This is a genomic window from Acinetobacter sp. WCHAc060033, assembly GCF_004209125.1.
GTDB lineage: Bacteria > Pseudomonadota > Gammaproteobacteria > Pseudomonadales > Moraxellaceae > Acinetobacter > Acinetobacter wuhouensis.
On record NZ_SGSW01000020.1, the window covers coordinates 63,068 to 79,762 of the forward strand.

At 37.9% G+C, this 16,695-nt stretch carries 14 protein-coding genes; 10 read left to right on the forward strand and 4 right to left on the reverse strand.

Annotated features, from left to right (window positions below; all coding sequences use genetic code 11):
• The first annotated feature begins 402 nt into the window (after positions 1-402).
• From EXE10_RS10840 to EXE10_RS10855, 4 genes are all read left to right on the forward strand, one after another.
• Positions 403-2,205, forward strand: a complete 1,803-nt coding sequence (locus EXE10_RS10840) for an acyl-CoA dehydrogenase C-terminal domain-containing protein (RefSeq protein WP_130113379.1) — start codon at positions 403-405, stop codon at positions 2,203-2,205.
• Positions 2,206-2,397: 192 nt separating this feature from the next.
• Positions 2,398-4,179, forward strand: a complete 1,782-nt coding sequence (locus EXE10_RS10845) for an acyl-CoA dehydrogenase C-terminal domain-containing protein (RefSeq protein WP_130113372.1) — start codon at positions 2,398-2,400, stop codon at positions 4,177-4,179.
• Positions 4,180-4,381: 202 nt separating this feature from the next.
• Entirely contained in the window at positions 4,382-5,053 is a 672-nt protein-coding gene (locus tag EXE10_RS10850) for a tetratricopeptide repeat protein (RefSeq protein ID WP_068972866.1), read from the forward strand.
• A gap of 187 nt (positions 5,054-5,240) precedes the next feature.
• Positions 5,241-5,735, forward strand: coding sequence for a phosphate-starvation-inducible protein PsiE (locus EXE10_RS10855; protein WP_111861207.1), 495 nt, complete (start codon positions 5,241-5,243; stop codon positions 5,733-5,735).
• Positions 5,736-5,820: 85 nt separating this feature from the next.
• Here EXE10_RS10855 and EXE10_RS10860 read toward each other — a convergent pair whose 3' ends face one another.
• A complete protein-coding gene (locus EXE10_RS10860; RefSeq protein WP_087552711.1) occupies positions 5,821-6,333 on the reverse strand; it encodes an RcnB family protein in 513 nt (170 codons plus the stop codon).
• Between the two features lie 171 nt (positions 6,334-6,504).
• On the opposite strand from EXE10_RS10860, the gene EXE10_RS10865 reads away from it, so the two are divergent.
• Positions 6,505-6,963, forward strand: coding sequence for a hypothetical protein (locus tag EXE10_RS10865; RefSeq protein ID WP_068972863.1), 459 nt, complete (start codon positions 6,505-6,507; stop codon positions 6,961-6,963).
• Between the two features lie 85 nt (positions 6,964-7,048).
• Here EXE10_RS10865 and EXE10_RS10870 read toward each other — a convergent pair whose 3' ends face one another.
• Positions 7,049-8,512: a phospholipase D family protein gene (locus EXE10_RS10870; protein WP_130113373.1), complete on the reverse strand. Its 1,464-nt coding sequence runs from the start codon at positions 8,510-8,512 to the stop codon at positions 7,049-7,051.
• An 84-nt stretch (positions 8,513-8,596) separates the two neighbouring features.
• Positions 8,597-10,732: a zinc piracy TonB-dependent receptor ZnuD gene (gene znuD, locus EXE10_RS10875; protein WP_130113374.1), complete on the reverse strand. Its 2,136-nt coding sequence runs from the start codon at positions 10,730-10,732 to the stop codon at positions 8,597-8,599.
• Positions 10,733-10,866: 134 nt separating this feature from the next.
• On the opposite strand from znuD, the gene EXE10_RS10880 reads away from it, so the two are divergent.
• The 5 genes from EXE10_RS10880 to EXE10_RS10900 all read left to right on the forward strand — a co-directional run bounded on the left by EXE10_RS10880 (position 10,867) and on the right by EXE10_RS10900 (position 16,010).
• Positions 10,867-11,637 (forward strand): DUF4184 family protein, encoded by a 771-nt coding sequence (locus tag EXE10_RS10880; RefSeq protein ID WP_130113380.1) that lies wholly within the window; start codon positions 10,867-10,869, stop codon positions 11,635-11,637.
• Positions 11,638-11,834: 197 nt separating this feature from the next.
• Positions 11,835-13,622 carry an aspartate--tRNA ligase gene (gene aspS, locus EXE10_RS10885; RefSeq protein ID WP_130113375.1) on the forward strand — a complete coding sequence of 596 codons (1,788 nt, stop codon included), beginning with the start codon at positions 11,835-11,837 and terminating at the stop codon, positions 13,620-13,622.
• Positions 13,623-13,776: 154 nt separating this feature from the next.
• Positions 13,777-14,004, forward strand: coding sequence for a hypothetical protein (locus EXE10_RS10890; RefSeq protein ID WP_068972859.1), 228 nt, complete (start codon positions 13,777-13,779; stop codon positions 14,002-14,004).
• A 12-nt stretch (positions 14,005-14,016) separates the two neighbouring features.
• On the forward strand, positions 14,017-14,889 hold the full coding sequence (locus EXE10_RS10895) for a lysophospholipid acyltransferase family protein (protein WP_130113376.1): 873 nt from the start codon (positions 14,017-14,019) through the stop codon (positions 14,887-14,889).
• Positions 14,890-15,101: 212 nt separating this feature from the next.
• The gene (locus EXE10_RS10900) at positions 15,102-16,010 is read left to right on the forward strand and encodes a VirK/YbjX family protein (protein ID WP_162994899.1); all 909 of its coding nucleotides are present in this window, start codon (positions 15,102-15,104) and stop codon (positions 16,008-16,010) included.
• Between the two features lie 79 nt (positions 16,011-16,089).
• On the opposite strand, the gene EXE10_RS21480 is transcribed toward EXE10_RS10900, so the two are convergent.
• On the reverse strand, positions 16,090-16,695 hold a 606-nt coding region (locus EXE10_RS21480; RefSeq protein ID WP_213073850.1), incomplete at its 5' end, for a hypothetical protein.

Here is a 16,695-nt window from a genome sequence, read left to right on the forward strand (position 1 = left end):
TTTTGAGCTACTTTTCCTTCTAGCGATTAAGAGCTGACCCACCATATTCGTTTCTCTTTCACCAACTGATTTAAAATCGTCAAATCAGCAACAATTTAAGTTACTTTTCAATACGCATTCCACGATCTTTAAACGATATACGCATCAACCCCACAAGACACAACTTTTTACGATTTTGACAATTTGTATCCTTATTTTTCAGTGAAAAGTGTTTACACTCAATGCACTTACAACTTTCAAGCTATTTTTCTTTGACTTTACAGTCACAGAGAAATAACCATGAAATACTTGTACGTCACTATAAGATGTTGCACGATGTACCAGAACAAATATGTGTCAGTGAAGACACATTGTATTTATCAAGATTATAAATCTGGTTTAACCAGTATTGAGGAACCCGATATGCCACAATACAAAGCGCCCTTACGTGATATGCACTTCGTTTTGCATGAATTATTAAATGCTGAAGAACATTACGCGAAACTCCCTGCATTTTCTGACACAGTAAGCCGTGAATTGATTGATCAATATTTAGAAGCTGGCGCGGATTTCTGTGAAAATGAATTATCTCCATTGAACCAAATCGGTGACCGTGAAGGTTGTACCTGGAACGATGGCGTTGTAACCACACCTACGGGCTTTAAAGCGGCTTATGACAAATATGTAGAGCTTGGCTTCCCTTCTCTTTCTGTACCTGAAGAACATGGCGGTCAAGGCTTACCAGGTTCTTTAGCAACCGCTATTTCTGAAATGGTCGGTTCTGCAAACTGGGCATGGGGTATGTATCCTGGTCTTTCTCATGGTGCAGTACGTACTATTGAGCATCACGGTTCTGCTGAACAAAAAGCTATCTATTTACCAAAACTTGTTTCAGGTGAATGGACGGGTACGATGTGCTTAACAGAATCACATGCAGGTTCTGACTTGGGTATTATCCGTTCTAAAGCTGAACCACAAGCAGACGGCAGTTTTGCAATCTCTGGCGAGAAAATCTTTATCTCTGCTGGTGAACACGATATGGCAGAGAACATTGTTCACATCGTTCTTGCTCGTCTTCCTGGTGCGCCTAAAGGTACTAAAGGGATCTCTTTATTCATCGTTCCAAAATTCAATGTCAATGCTGACGGTTCTATAGCAGACCGTAATGGCGTACGTTGTGGTTCGATTGAACACAAAATGGGGATCCATGGTAACGCAACTTGCGTCATCAACTTTGATAACGCAAAAGGTTTCTTGATTGGACCTGAAAACCGTGGTTTACACTGCATGTTCACATTTATGAACACTGCACGTATCGGTACTGCTGTTCAAGGTTTGACTGCATCTGAATCATCTTTCCAAGGTGCTTTGGCTTATGCAAAAGACCGTTTGGCAATGCGTTCACTTTCAGGTCCTAAAGCACCTGAAAAAGAAGCAGATCCAATCATCGTACACCCTGCTGTACGTAATATGTTGATGACACAAAAAGCATATGCCGAAGGTGGTCGTGCACTAGTTTACTTCCTTTCTCAATACGCTGACGTTGTTGAACAAGGCGCAACTGAAGAAGAACGTAAATTTGCGGACAACATCTTGTCTCTACTTACACCGATTGCAAAAGCATTCTTGACTGAAACAGGTTCAGAATCTGCGAAACACGGCGTACAAGTATTTGGTGGTCATGGCTTTATTTCTGAGCATGGTATGGAGCAAATCGTACGTGATACACGTATCTCTTGCTTATACGAAGGTACAACTGAAATCCAGGCGCTTGACTTGTTAGGTCGTAAAGTTTTGGGTACTCAAGGTGCAATGTTGAAAGACTTCACTAAGATCATCCACAAATTCATTGAATCCAACAAAGACAATGCTGATTTAGCTCAGTTCCTTGAGCCACTTGCTGCGCTGAATAAAGAATGGGGCGACTTGACCATGCAAATCGGCATGAAAGCAATGCAAAACCCTGATGAAGTCGGTGCTGCTGCGGTAGATTACCTATACTTCTCTGGTTATGTAACGCTTGCATTCCTATGGGCACGTATGGCGCTTGTTGCACAACAGAAATTGGCTGAAGGTTCAACTGAAACTGGTTTCTACAATGCAAAAATCAAAACAGCGCAATTCTACTTCAAGAAAATCTTACCACGCGTTCGTTCACACGTTGACGTGATCGCAGGTGGCTTAGATCCATTGATGGCATTAGATGCTGAAGACTTTGCATTCTAATTTGACTGTCTAAACAGTCAGCTAAAAAACTGTACTCAAGAGTGCAGAAATAGAGAAAGGACGGTCATAGCATTCACCGTCCTTTTTCTTTATAAATAACCACTATTCAACTTAGGTCCCCTAACAACATTCACAAATGTTGCTTAAACTGATCTGAGTTAACAGATTCAAACAATAAACAGGTGAACCCACATGCCAATTTATAATGCGCCACTTGCAGATATGAAATTCATTTTGAATGATGTTTTCAATGCAGAACAATTCTGGCAATCAAATGAAAAGCTTGCTCATGTTGATTCAGCAACGGCTGAAGCAATTTTGGAAGAAATGGCGAAATTTGCCCAAAATGTCACTCTGTCTTTAAACCGTACAGGTGATGAAGAAGGTGCACATTATGAAAATGGTAAAGTGACCACACCTGCAGGCTTCAAAGAAGCATTTAAACAATACGCTGAAGGCGGTTGGATTGGTTTAGGTGCAGATGAGGAATGGGGCGGTCAGGCAATGCCTAAGATGCTGACTGTACTTGCTGACGAAATGCTTTTCGCAACCAACCCATCATTCATGCTCTACCCGCTTCTTTCTGTGGGTGCAGGTATGGCGTTAAACAGCTATGCATCTCAAGAGCAAAAAGAAACTTATTTACCGAAAATGTATACAGGTGAATGGTCAGGTACCATGTGTTTGACTGAACCTCATGCAGGTACAGATTTAGGCATTATCAAAACTAAAGCTGAACCAAATGCTGATGGTACGTACAACATCACAGGTACAAAAATCTTCATCACAGGTGGTGATCACGACCTTTCTGAAAACATCATTCACCTTGTTTTAGCGAAAACACCTGATGCACCTGCGGGTTCACGTGGTATTTCACTCTTCATCGTGCCAAAATTCATTGTCAATGCCGATGGTTCTTTAGGCGAACGCAATACCGCAGGTCCAGGTTCAATTGAACACAAAATGGGGATCAAAGCGTCTGCAACATGTGTGATGAACTTTGATGCTGCCAAAGGTTATCTTGTAGGTAAAGAAAATCATGGTCTTGCAGCGATGTTCGTCATGATGAACTACGAGCGTTTGTCTATGGGTATCCAAGGTCTAGGCGCTTCTGAATATGCGTATCAAAATGCTGCACAATATGCGACAGATCGTTTACAAGGTCGTAGCGCGCAAGGTGTTCAATCTCCAAGCAAACCTGCGGATAGCATCCTAGTACACGGCGATGTACGTCGTATGCTATTGAATGCTCGTGCAAACAATGAAGCTTCTCGTGCATTTGCAGTTTATGTAGGTCAACAATTAGACATTACTAAATTCTCTACAGATCCTGAAGCGGTTGCTGCTGCCAACAACCGTGTTGCATTATTAACACCAATTGCAAAAGCATACTTAACTGATACAGCATTTAATGCAGCAATTGATGCGCAAATGGTCTTCGGTGGTCACGGCTTTATCCGTGAATGGGGCATGGAGCAATGTGTCCGTGATTTACGTATTGCACAAATCTATGAAGGCACCAACGGCGTTCAATCACAAGATTTAATTGGTCGTAAAACTATTAAATGTAATGGTGAATTCATTGCTGAATACATCGCTGAAATCCGTGATTTTGCCAATGATTTAGACTCTGACTTGAATTTCATTAAAGATGCAACTTTAGACGTTGCCACTGAAATTGAAGTCGTGACTCAGCGTATTATTGAACGTGCGCAAGAAAATGCGGACTTCTCAAATGCTGTTGCTGTAGATTACTTACATGCTGTGGGCTTACTCAGCTTCACGTATATGTTTGCTCGTATTGCCAAAGCAGCAAAAGCCAAAGAAGGTCAATTCTACCAAGACAAATTGGCATTGACGCATTACTTCATTCAACGTGTATTGCCTGAATTAAGTTCTCGCGTTGCGAAGATTAAATCTGGTGCAGAAGTGATTATGAGCTTTAGCAAAGATTACTTTACCAATCAAGCTTAAGTTCAGAACTTTTAAATAGTTTTAGACTTTGAAAATACCCTCAACTTGTAAAAGTTGGGGGTGTTTTTTTGCTGTCATATCAAATACCCTCCTGAGCCATAAGCCAAAACATTCTTCCTTGAATCAAGGGGGCATCACTATTATCCTGATAATATAAAAAACCTTTAAACCAATAATGTCATTCAAAAGGATTATATTTGTCATGAAAATTAGAAAGTTTATAGGCTTATCAGCACTAATCAGTGCCCTGTCCACTTCTCTATTTGCAGAACAACAATTCAAAAGTTTAGCTGAAATACAAGACTTAGCTGATCATGGAAATGTCTTAGCGCAATTCTCTATGGGTTTTCATTATCAACAACAAAATAATGATCGCGATGCATCAGTATGGTATGAAAAAGCAGCCCAACAAGGTCATGTAACGGCTCAATATCTATTGGCTAAAAACTATCTTGAGGGAAAAGGCGTCACTCAAAATACGCCTAAAGCATTTGAATGGTTTAAAAAAGCCGCTGAACAAAATGATCTATATACCCAAGTACAATTGGCTGATATGTACTGTAATGGAATTGGAACAAAACAAGATAAGAAAAAGGCTATTGATTGGTACACAAAATCTGCGGATCAAGGATCAAGTGATGCACAATATAAATTGGGTGAAATTTACGCAAAAGGAGATGGTATACCTAAAAATATTGAAATAGCTTTAGCATGGTATACAAAAGCAGCGCAACAAAATCATCCATTTGCCCTATCTTCATTATCAAAAATGTACCGTTTAGGACAAGGTGTGAAAAAAGATTTGGATAAAGCAAATTTTTGGCGAGATAAATATTTAGAGCAAATCAACATGCCTATGCAAATGAATAAATAAGCTCAGTTAAATCTTCTTGTTTAAAGTGGGTTGGTAAGTACATTTTTATTGTCATCAAATTACAAGGGCAGAAATAACATAACATCAAAAATGATTATTTCTAAATCGAAAAATATTCATTTTCCTTTCATGTGCATGAAATTTGCATGGTTTTAAATAACTTAAAACCTAGACAATGGAGGATGTGATGAATAAAGATCCACGTATTGAAAAAATTGAAAAACTCCTCGATAAATTTGGCAATATTGCTGTAGAAGCCTTTCATTATTTAGCACTTTTTATTATCGGCTGTATGATCGCATGGTCGGCAGTGCATACCATTATTGATATTTTAACCGTAAAAAAATACGCTACGATTGATGATATTTTATTGTTATTCATTTACTTAGAATTGGGTGCAATGGTCGGAATTTATTTTAAAACCAATCACATGCCTGTCCGTTTCCTGATTTATATCGCCATTACTGCGCTGACTCGCCTCCTCATTTCCGATATTCAACATGACCATAAAGCGGATATTGATCAACTCATTATTACAGGCTCAATCCTAATTTTAGCCATTTCAATTTTGATCGTGCGCTTTGCTTCTTGGAAATTTCCTTCTGTCATTCGAGAAAAGCACCAAGATCAACCACTGCCTTATGGTAAAACGCCAAAACCTGAGGATGATGAATTGGCTTAAAAATCAAATGTTTTACAAAAATCCACCTCACCCTAACCCTCTCCTCAAGGAGAGGCAATTATCTTAGTGATTGATATCAATTTATCTAGCGATCATTTGGAATCTGTACATAACGTCCATTTTCATAGACCCAATGCATCCCCACTTGTGGATCAGGCAAACCATAACGGCGCCAATCACTAATCAAGGTATATTGCGAACTTTTAATCGTCCCATTTCCATTGACATAACCATAACTGTTTCCAGAGTAGGTTGTCTGTGTTGGAAACTGATGGTTATAAATAATCGTTACACCATTTTGTGGCGGATAAACAGGATAAGGGCGATCTGGATAACCATGATCTGGGTAATTTTGATGAGGATAATGCGGGTAGCTTGGATAGTTCGGATACGGTCGATTATTCTGAGGTCGTATCGGGACTTGCTCAGACATCGGACGACCATACTGATCCGTATAAGTATACGTTCTCGTCGGGGATTGATGCTGATGACGCTCTACACTTCGATAATTGCCCCAGTCCTTTCCATCTGCCCAAGTTGTTGTATAAGCACCTGAAAGCAGTAATGCAAATAAACTAAAATTGAGTATTTGTTTCATTTCTACCCCCACGTAGATGACTCATTAACTGTAATCATAATCCACAATTTAAGACAAATAATGAATAATTTATAGACAAAATTTAACTCATTTCTATGATTATTGCCTATCCTGAGTCTATTCTGAACTGAATCTGATAAAATATCGTTTTCTTCTGATGGATACTGAATTGTGGCTGAGCTGAGTTTTGACCGTTTACATCAATTTTTCTGTAAAGTGCCGAGTGTGCAAGAGGCTTTTATTGATAGCTATGGTTCAGATGGAAAATCGGCTTGGTGGTTTAAATTTCAGATTAATATCGAACATCCTTTAGCATGGCAAACCGTACAAGAATTGGGACATGTGCTTAATTACATTTCTAAAAATGAACGCCTACCGACTCAATTTTTACCTGTTTCACCACCACCTTATATGAATGGTGATGCAAAACAATTCCTTTCATGGGTGATTCAATGTAATCATGCTGACTTCCCACCTGACGTTGTTTGCGATTGGCTAGAAGCACGTTTACCGAAACCTGTCGATGATCTTGAGAAGTGGAAAATTAAAACCGATATCAAAGAATTGGATCAGGTATCTGATAAAGATTTGGATAAAATGGTTCCACCGAATCCTGAACCTAAAAATTAAAAATATCTTCCCCTAACACTCACCTTAAAAAAGTGAGAAAAGTCCCTCTTTGGAAAAGAGGGATTTAGGGAGATTCAATCGTATATTAAAAAGTCGACAACCCACTCCATTCCATAAAACGATAAACGCCATATTTGAACTTAGATTCATCCGCAAATTTACTGTAATCTACACTCATATTTCGACCATTTAAGTTAGACCACGCTGTATTAAAATACTGATCTGCGTCAATGAAAACTTGTTGCTGTGGCAGACCAACGACACGTAAATCAGTTTCCAAATTATAATTTTTTAAATTACGTGCGGTGAAGTTCGCTGAACCTAGAATCATTTCCGCAGATTGTGCATTACGTTTCACAATCATTTTGCTATGGCATTGCTCACCTTGGGTATTACACCAACGTACATCGACACCAGCATCATGTAACTCAGATGCGACCTGACGGTTGGGAATACCATTCTTTTGACGACCAAATGCATCTTTATTTGGATCAAGTAGAACCCGCAATTTTACACCACGTTCTTTGGCAGCAATTAAACCTTTGACAATCTTACGCTCCGACAAATAAAACATTGCTAAATCAATTTGATCACTGGCTTTAGCCGTATCTAACATTTTCACAACTGCATCATAAATTGCTTTTTCTGTGAGTACTTGAACTTGTGGATCATTTCGGTCTTCAGGTAGTTTGCCTAAAATCACAAAAGGCATGTCCCCACCTGACATATGCGCCACAGCTTGTTCTGTTTTTAGAATATCTGTCGCAATAGCACCATCAACCATCAACGCCACATTAGAATGACGTGAACTGCCATCATGCGGATTTGCCGAAGTCACTAAGGTTTTCCAACCATCATCCGTATCGACCACAATCGTTTTACGGTGATTGGCTTTGAAATTAAATAAATTTAAATAGCTTCGTACTGTTATTTTTTCTTTACCAAAAGGGTTATTTAACCAACCTTTTTCAGCATTATTACCCAAATCTTGACAACACAAATACCAAATTCCAGACCATGTTGGATTAGATGTACGAAGCGGTACAAGATTGGTTTCTATAACTTCAATTCCGCCTAAACGTAACTGGCGATATTGTTCTGGTTGAATGCCACCATACACGGAGTTTATTGGATCGGTAATAAACTTAATCTCAAGTGTTGGATTAACGATTTTTTGGTTAATCAAAGCTTCCGTCAATTGATGAGTTAATGCTCTTTGCTGAATTTTAGACTCACCCACCTCACTGTTAAATAAAAACATATCGACGACAATGGTAGTTTTCGCTTGCTTAATCAATTGCAAAGCTTGATCAAAGATACGTTGATCAAGTTGTTGTTGCCCTTGAGCATCGATATACGTTTCATCTGCAATAAACTTGACCTTGGCATGACGAAGTTGACCTGTAAAATTCAATCCTTCTGGTAAAGGTTTGTAGGTATGATAAATTGCGGATGATAAATACCCTAAAGCCAATACACCCAAAATGATACTGAAATAGCGTCGTTTGGACCAATTCAGCTTGTTATGAATTTTATTAAAAATACGCATAAGAAAAAACCTAGTCTACTCAGGTCAGACTAGGTTTTTTCCCATTATTTTTCAATAATGATTTGGTGAATGAATGCGAATAATTTAGAACTTATAATTTACACCGACCACAAAATTACGTCCGATTTGTGGGATATTCGCTAAGAAAGAAGTGTGCTCATAAACGGTTTCATCAAGCAAGTTATTGGCATTGAAAAATACACTTGCTTCTTGCTTACCTGACAATGGATATTTATATGCAACGCCCACATTGACCATATTATAGCCTTTCGTTTCAGCCTCATAAGCTGCAAATTTATCTTGATTAAACACATGATAATATTCAGCAGAACCAGACCAATGATCATCAAAATCCGCTTTAACACGTGTACCTAAGCGACCTGCAGGCACTCGTGGCGCATTTTCATCTTCAATTTTACCGCGCACATAATCACCAAATAAGCTGGTGTTATAAGTGTCATTCCACTGATAAGCAACCTCAGCTTCAGTACCATAAAACTTCGCATCAGCCTGACGATATTCAATCAAACGAAAGTTTTCATACTGATCTAAAGTTTTGGCATAAATATAGTGATCGAACCAATTATGATACACATGCACATGATAACTCAGCTGATCACCCTCATAATGTAGCCCTAACTCGACATTATTAGATTTTTCTTTATCTAAATTCTCATTGCCCAGTTCATAGGTATTGGTGGCGAAATGTCCACCATTTGAATACAGCTCTTGCGCAGTCGGTAAACGCTGTTGATGTGAAGCTGACAGAGATAATGTGTAATCTGGTTTAAACTCCCAATTTGCTGCACCAGATACAGAGATGGCATTGCCATCATAATTTTTTTGTTTTGAATCAATCTCGATTTTTTGATGATCAAAGCGTGTGCCTAACTCCACATGCACATCGCCAAACTGACGGTGTTCTAAGCCAAATAAACTGTATTTTTGAGTTTTGTTCGGTGCAAAAATCGCTTCTTCACCTGAAATATCCAATTTTTGCTGGCTGGCTTGCACACCCCATACACCTTCCCACTGTGCAATTGGATTATGGACTAGCTCAATACGACCTTCATAAGCTTTGCTTTCAAAAGTCGTCATGGCTTCACTACCTTCGATTTCATCATGTTGATAATCGGTATAGCTCGCCTGTGCACGTAATTTTTTAAAACCTGCAAATGGCTCATTCAGCTCAGAACGAAAATCATAACGTTCCGTTTTTAAATCAATCCAAGGACCTGCACCTGAATGATCGTGATCATGTTCATGGTCGTGTGCATGATCATCATGTCCTGTATGATCATGGTCATCATGACCGCCACAATGTAAATGATCACCATGTGGATGACAGGATTCATATTCATGACTATGCCCTGGCAGACCATATTTGTCTTGGCGATTGCTATAAGAGACACCTGCAAAGCCACGTTCACCGATCCAAGATAAACCGACATTGACATTGTCAGATTCAGAGAATGTATTGCCTACGCGACGTTCTTTTATAGTGTGAGTATGATCACCATGATCTTCGGTCACACTATAATTTGGCGTAATATAATCATTGGCTTCACGTTTTAAGCCTTCCACACGCAAAGCTACATTTGAACCCAAGCCGAGCGTTACACCTGCATGTCCTAGCTTTTCATCATTGCCTGAGTTGTAACGTACGCCAACATTACCTTCGTAGCTATTTTCAGGCATGACTGTTGGAATTTTAGTATCTACAACATTCACCAAACCACCGACTGAACCTGCACCATAGAGCAAGGTTGATGGCCCACGAATCACCTCAACTTTCTGCGCCAGCTGAGGGTCAACAGTAACAGCATGATCTGGAGATAAACTCGATACATCCATACTTTCTGTTGCATTTTGTGTCACTTTCACCCGAGCGCCATCCTGCCCACGAATCACAGGACGACTTGAACCTGAACCAAAAGAATTAGAATACACACCTAATTCATCTTTCAAGGCTTCGCCTATCGTTGTGCCTGCTTGTTGCAATTTTTCACGTGAAACAGTCTCATCCACCTCCCCAAAATCTTTGTCTGAACGAACCAAAGGATGTGCTGTTACTTTGATTGTTTCTAATTGTTGAGGTTGCTGTGCTGTATGCGCTTGAAATGAACTCACTTGCGCAGAATTGGTTTGATCATCTGCCCAGATAGATGTAGTAAAAACAGCGGTAATAGAAAGTGTCAGGACACTTTTTGAAAAAGACATGGAATGCTCTCGAAGCTCAGTATTCTTAATAAATGTTATATTATAACATTTCTATTTTTTTGCAATAAAAAACATTCCCATTAAAAGGTTTTGTTTAGAATCAAATGAAAATGATCATTCAACCTTTTAAAGCAATGCCTTTTACCCTTTCTCATGCTGTTTTAGCACCACCACTTTCTAAACTTTCAGGCAATCGTCTGCCAATAGCAGCAATAGCGATTGGGACAATGACACCTGATTTATATCGACTGTTGGTTAAAACAGAAATTCATTTGAATCATCAATTTAAAGGCATTATTTATCCTGACCTTTTGGTCGGTTTATTATTCTGTTTTTTATGGTATGGCTTATATCGCCCATTTCTTTTTAAATTTTTGGGCTTAAATAAGCCCTTAAATATCAACTCGATCACAACTTTCATTCAATTTTTTATCTGGATGATTTTGGCAATCATCATAGGTACAGCGACACATATTATTTGGGATGGTCTAACTCACTTAGATTTTAGAACCTTTGCATTTAAAACTTTTTTAGCCCAACCTGTGACACTTTTTCAGCATACCTATCCCATGCACAAGGTTTTGCAAATCGGCTGTTCTGCTATTGCGCTACCTTTTTTAGCATGGATGGGAATACATTATTTTTTTAAATATCGAATGGATCATATCTCAACTTATAAAACTCAGGTATTTGGTTTTTTCTTATTTCTCATTTCATTATTTAGTGGCTGTTTTTATTATATATATTTCGCAAAAACTCAAGGTTTCATCCCACAACAGACTGACCTATATAATTGGATTGGGTTCTTTGTCAAAGGTTTTACCCAAGGTGCGATGCTGTGTTTTACACTAGGTTGTCTCTTGTTTAGTTTTTTGAACTATCGTAAATATTTTGATGAGATGTAAATTAAGATTTAGACTTTGCCGATTTTGTCACTAAAGTTTTATTCAAATCAGCTTAAATTTATGAGGCAATCTCTTAGTTTTTAGTCTAAGTCCTTGTGACTGACTGCTCAAAGAGGCATAATCTCACATTACATTTTTAGGCGATGCGCTGTTTACGTACTCGCTTCCTTAACCCATATAGTTGGATTTCTAACGCTATGATGCGAACTCATTATTGCGGTTCTTTAACCGAAGCTCAAATTGACCAAACCGTTACCTTATGCGGTTGGGTTCATCGTCGCCGTGACCACGGTGGTGTTATTTTCCTTGATATGCGTGACCGTGATGGTCTAGTGCAAGTGGTCATCGACCCAGACACACCTGAAGCATTTGCTACAGCTGACAAAGCACGTTCAGAATTCGTATTAAAAATCGTTGGTCGTGTACGTCGTCGCTATGAAGGCACAGAAAATGCCAATATGGTGAGTGGTCAAATCGAAGTTTTAGGTAAAGAAATCGAAGTTCTTGCTGCATCTGAAACTCCTCCATTCCCATTGAATGATGAGAATGCCAACATTTCTGAAGAAGTACGTTTGAAATATCGTTTCCTCGATATTCGTCGTCCTGAAATGATTGACCGTTTACGCTTCCGTTCTAAATTGACCAACTTAATTCGTAACTATTTCGAAGAAAATGGTTTCTTAGACGTTGAAACACCGGTTTTAACACGTGCAACACCTGAAGGTGCGCGTGACTATTTAGTACCAAGTCGTGTGTCTAACGGTAGCTTCTATGCACTTCCACAATCACCACAATTGTTCAAACAGTTGTTAATGGTGGGTGGTATTGACCGTTATTACCAAATCGCTAAATGTTTCCGTGACGAAGACTTACGTGCGGATCGTCAGCCTGAATTTACTCAAATCGACGTTGAAACATCGTTCATGAGTGACGATGACATTATGGATTTGATGGAAACTTTAACGATTAAAATGTTCAAAGAACTTTTAAATGTTGAGTTCGACAAATTCCCACGTATGACTTATGCAGATGCGATGCGTGACTATGCATCTGATAAACCAGATATGCGTATTCCTTTGAAATTGGTTGACGTTGCAGACATGATGCAAGACGTTGAGTTCAAAGTATTCGCAGGTCCTGCTAAAGATCCTAAAGGCCGTATTGTTGCGCTTCGCGTACCAGGTGCTGGCGCGCTTCCACGCAGCCAAATCGACGAATACACTAAATTCGTGGGTATCTACGGTGCGAAAGGTTTGGCTTATATCAAAGTCAACGAACTTGAAAAAGGTATTGAAGGTCTTCAGTCTCCTATTGTTAAATTCATCGAGCCAATCGTACTTGATTTGTTGAAACGAGTTGGTGCTGAAAATGGCGACATCGTATTCTTCGGTGCGGATAAAGCGAAAGTTGTAAACGATGCAATGGGCGCTTTACGTATCAAAGTTGGTCACGACATGAAACTTGCAACATGCGAGTGGGCGCCACTTTGGATTGTTGACTTCCCAATGTTCGAAGAAACTGATGATGGTAAATGGACTTCTGTTCACCACCCATTCACACTGCCAAAATCAAGTGTTGAAGAAGTGAAAAACAATCCAGGCGCTGCACTTTCAGTTGCGTATGACATGGTATTGAATGGTACGGAAGTGGGCGGTGGTTCACTGCGTATCTTCAACCTTGAAATGCAAAAAGCGATTTTTGAAGCGCTTGGTATTGGTGAAGAAGAAGCAGAAGAGAAATTCAGCTTCCTATTGAATGCATTGAAATTTGGTGCGCCTCCACATGGTGGTTTGGCATTCGGTCTTGACCGTTTAGTGATGTTGATGACAGGTGCATCTTCAATCCGTGACGTGATCGCATTCCCGAAAACCAAAACAGCTGAATGTCCATTGACACAAGCGCCAGCACCAGTTGAACCAAATCAATTGCGTGACCTAGGTATTCGCTTACGTGAAAAACCAAAAGCTGAAACAAAAGAAGCTTAACTCTTTTAGATCAGTGAAGACCCTGCCATCGCGCAGGGTTTTTTAATGATTCAAACAAGTTACATGTAGATAAATACATCGAAGCTGATATTAAATTGAGATTCGTTCTCAAAAATGGCATACTAAGCTCGTTCTTTGACAAGGTAATTCTCCCATGGCTATGCGTCCCAATGTTCGTCGTCATACGATTATTCTTATTGCGTTTTCTCTGATTCAATGGGGCTTTGTCTTATATATCCTCAACCATCAACTTTTTGATTTAGATAAATATCAACGTATTTTATTATTCTGCTTAAGCTGTTTTGGTGGTGGTTTTCTGATTATGGCATCATTGATTTATTTGGTTGTTAAAGGCAATGACAATCGTGATGAAGCGCGATAATTAAAGCCATACATGTATAACTTACTCAAAAATTTCTCGCGCCTACCAATGCCAATGCTTCAGACATTGGCACGTGGTGCTGGTAGTATATTATTTACTACACATTCTTCAGCACGACGTACGACTGAATTGAATATTAATACTGCATATCCTGAACTAGATAATCAGCAAAAAATACAATTGGTTAAGGCGAGTTTAAAAAGCCAATGTATGACTTATGTCGAATCTATCAAAGTTTGGGGTTCATCACCTGAATTTGCATTGTCACAAATCAAACAAGTACATAACGCAGAAATTTTCCTAGAAGCTTTAAAAAATCCCAATGGCACTTTAGGTGTGGTTCCTCATTTTGGGACTTGGGAAATCATGAATGCGTGGGTGAATCAGCATACAAGCCCTGTAATTCTATATAAACCCAGTAGAAATAAAGACCTAGATCGTTTTATGCTGGAGTCTCGTGAACAATTAAAAGCTACACTCGTCCCTACAGATGATACAGGTGTTCGCGCTTTATTTAAGCATTTAAAACAAGGTGGATTTTCAGCAATCCTACCCGACCATATTCCGAAAGATTCTGGTGGCATCTATTCAGATTTTTATGGGCAAAAAGCTTTTTCCTCCACTCTACTTTCTAAATTAGCAGCAAAGACCCAATGCTCAGTCGTTGGACTAACCTGTATCCGTCGTCCAGACTACTCTGGCTTTGATTTACACTTCACAGAATTATCAAAAGAGATCAACTCAAAAGATTTACAGCTTTCTGTTGATACTTTAAATAAAGAAATGGAACGAATGATCAACATCGCACCAGAACAATATTTATGGGCTTATAAGCGTTTTCGCAAGTTAGAAGGTGGGAAGAATTTGTATAAACCTAAATCGTAATATTTTTAGCTTAGCTTAAGAAAGAACATCAAAATTACTTTATAGTTGTACCAATAACTAAGTGTAATCTAGAATTAAGACCATGCTTATTATCCTTACAAAACTAAGCTATCATATACATTTAGAAACTTGCATTAAAATATCATTTCTAAATTCTGACTTGACGTAAATTAATTTATATACAACATAGATGTATATATAAGGTAATGACAATGTTTAACCCATTTTATTATTGGCTAGTAATCCCATTTGTGATTACTCAATCGTCTTATTCAAAATATACAAGATATATTTTAAGATTTTTATTAGACTGGAATAATAACTTAAATTGGGTTAAATATCTAAATTCAGGTCCGCAGATCATCCAATGGCGATCAGAACATGAAGCTGACTTTTATCTTAAATTTCATAATGCTTATTTAAGTAATAGCTTTGACAATAATCAAAAACTACTAAGCCTCACTAATCATTATGATTGGTTATTTTCAAAAGTTAACACTGAACTATGTGAAAACAAAGCTCTCCCATTACTTCAATATCAAATTGAAGGAGAAAATCCACAGCTTTTAACACTTAATTTACACTTTAAAGGTAAACATCGTAGAGAGGGTGAAAGTTGTATTCTTCTAGAATTAGATGGGCAAGTTCAATATGCTTTGAGTTTCTCATATATTATTCTAAATGGAGAACCAACATTCTTTATTGGAGGGTTACAAGCAGGAAAACAAGATAAAATTAATCTGGATACGATTAAGCATTTAACAAAATCATTATATGGTTTACGACCTAAACAACTGTTATTACATAGTTTATCTACACTTTGTGAGTTCTATGAAGTTAAACATATTGTAGGTGTATCTAATCAAAATCATTTCTATCAACATAGTCGTAAAAAACGCGATCAAAATCGTGTAAAAACCAATTTAGATGAGTTTTGGTTAGAATTTGGTGGATCATTAGACCCTTCAGGTAACTATGTATTTAATCCACTAAGCAGTCAAATTGATTTATCTGAAATTGCGTCCAAGAAAAGAAGTCAGTATAGAAAGAGACAGTTAATTTTAGATGCATTAACTGAACAGGGAAATCAACAACTTGAAATGGTAAAAAAAATTAGTTAATACCCAAAAAGATATAGTATTGCTTACTTTTAAATAAGAAATACTATATCGACTCTAAGTTAAATTTTATATAAATTTATCAAAGACCTATTTTATTTTTGAGCTTTATAAAATTAAATTTTAAAAAGTATACAATCATAAAAAAAGGATTCGTTCTTATATCTTTCAGTAATTTATTTTGATATTCAAAGTCGCGCTCTATCAAGTTAATACGTTTCATTTTTTTTGTATACTGCTTTTGCGCCTCTAACAGATTTAGACTTGCTACCTCTTCAACATTTAAATGATTCAAGGATTCATTTTCTGCTACGATTCTTTGCAATTTATTTTTTATTGCTTGTTGATCATCAAAACGTACCCAATAACACGATAATAAATAAGCTAAATATTTTTTCTGAAATAAATTCAAACTGTAATTCTGCTCATCATTAGTAAAAACTTGTTTAATCTGATCTATTTGAGTGATGCAATGAGTAATAACCGACCATTCACTTTGACCAAAACAATACACTTTTTTATTCAGTATTAACGCTTCTAAACTCACGCCTGAGTTACAAGCCAAAATACTTTTACTAAGTTGTATAAGTTGAGTGATATCACTATTAGAAACTTCGAGCCATTTATTTTCCTGGCATAATTTAAAAACTTGCGCTTTTAATAACTCAGAATCACATTTAGGATGAAG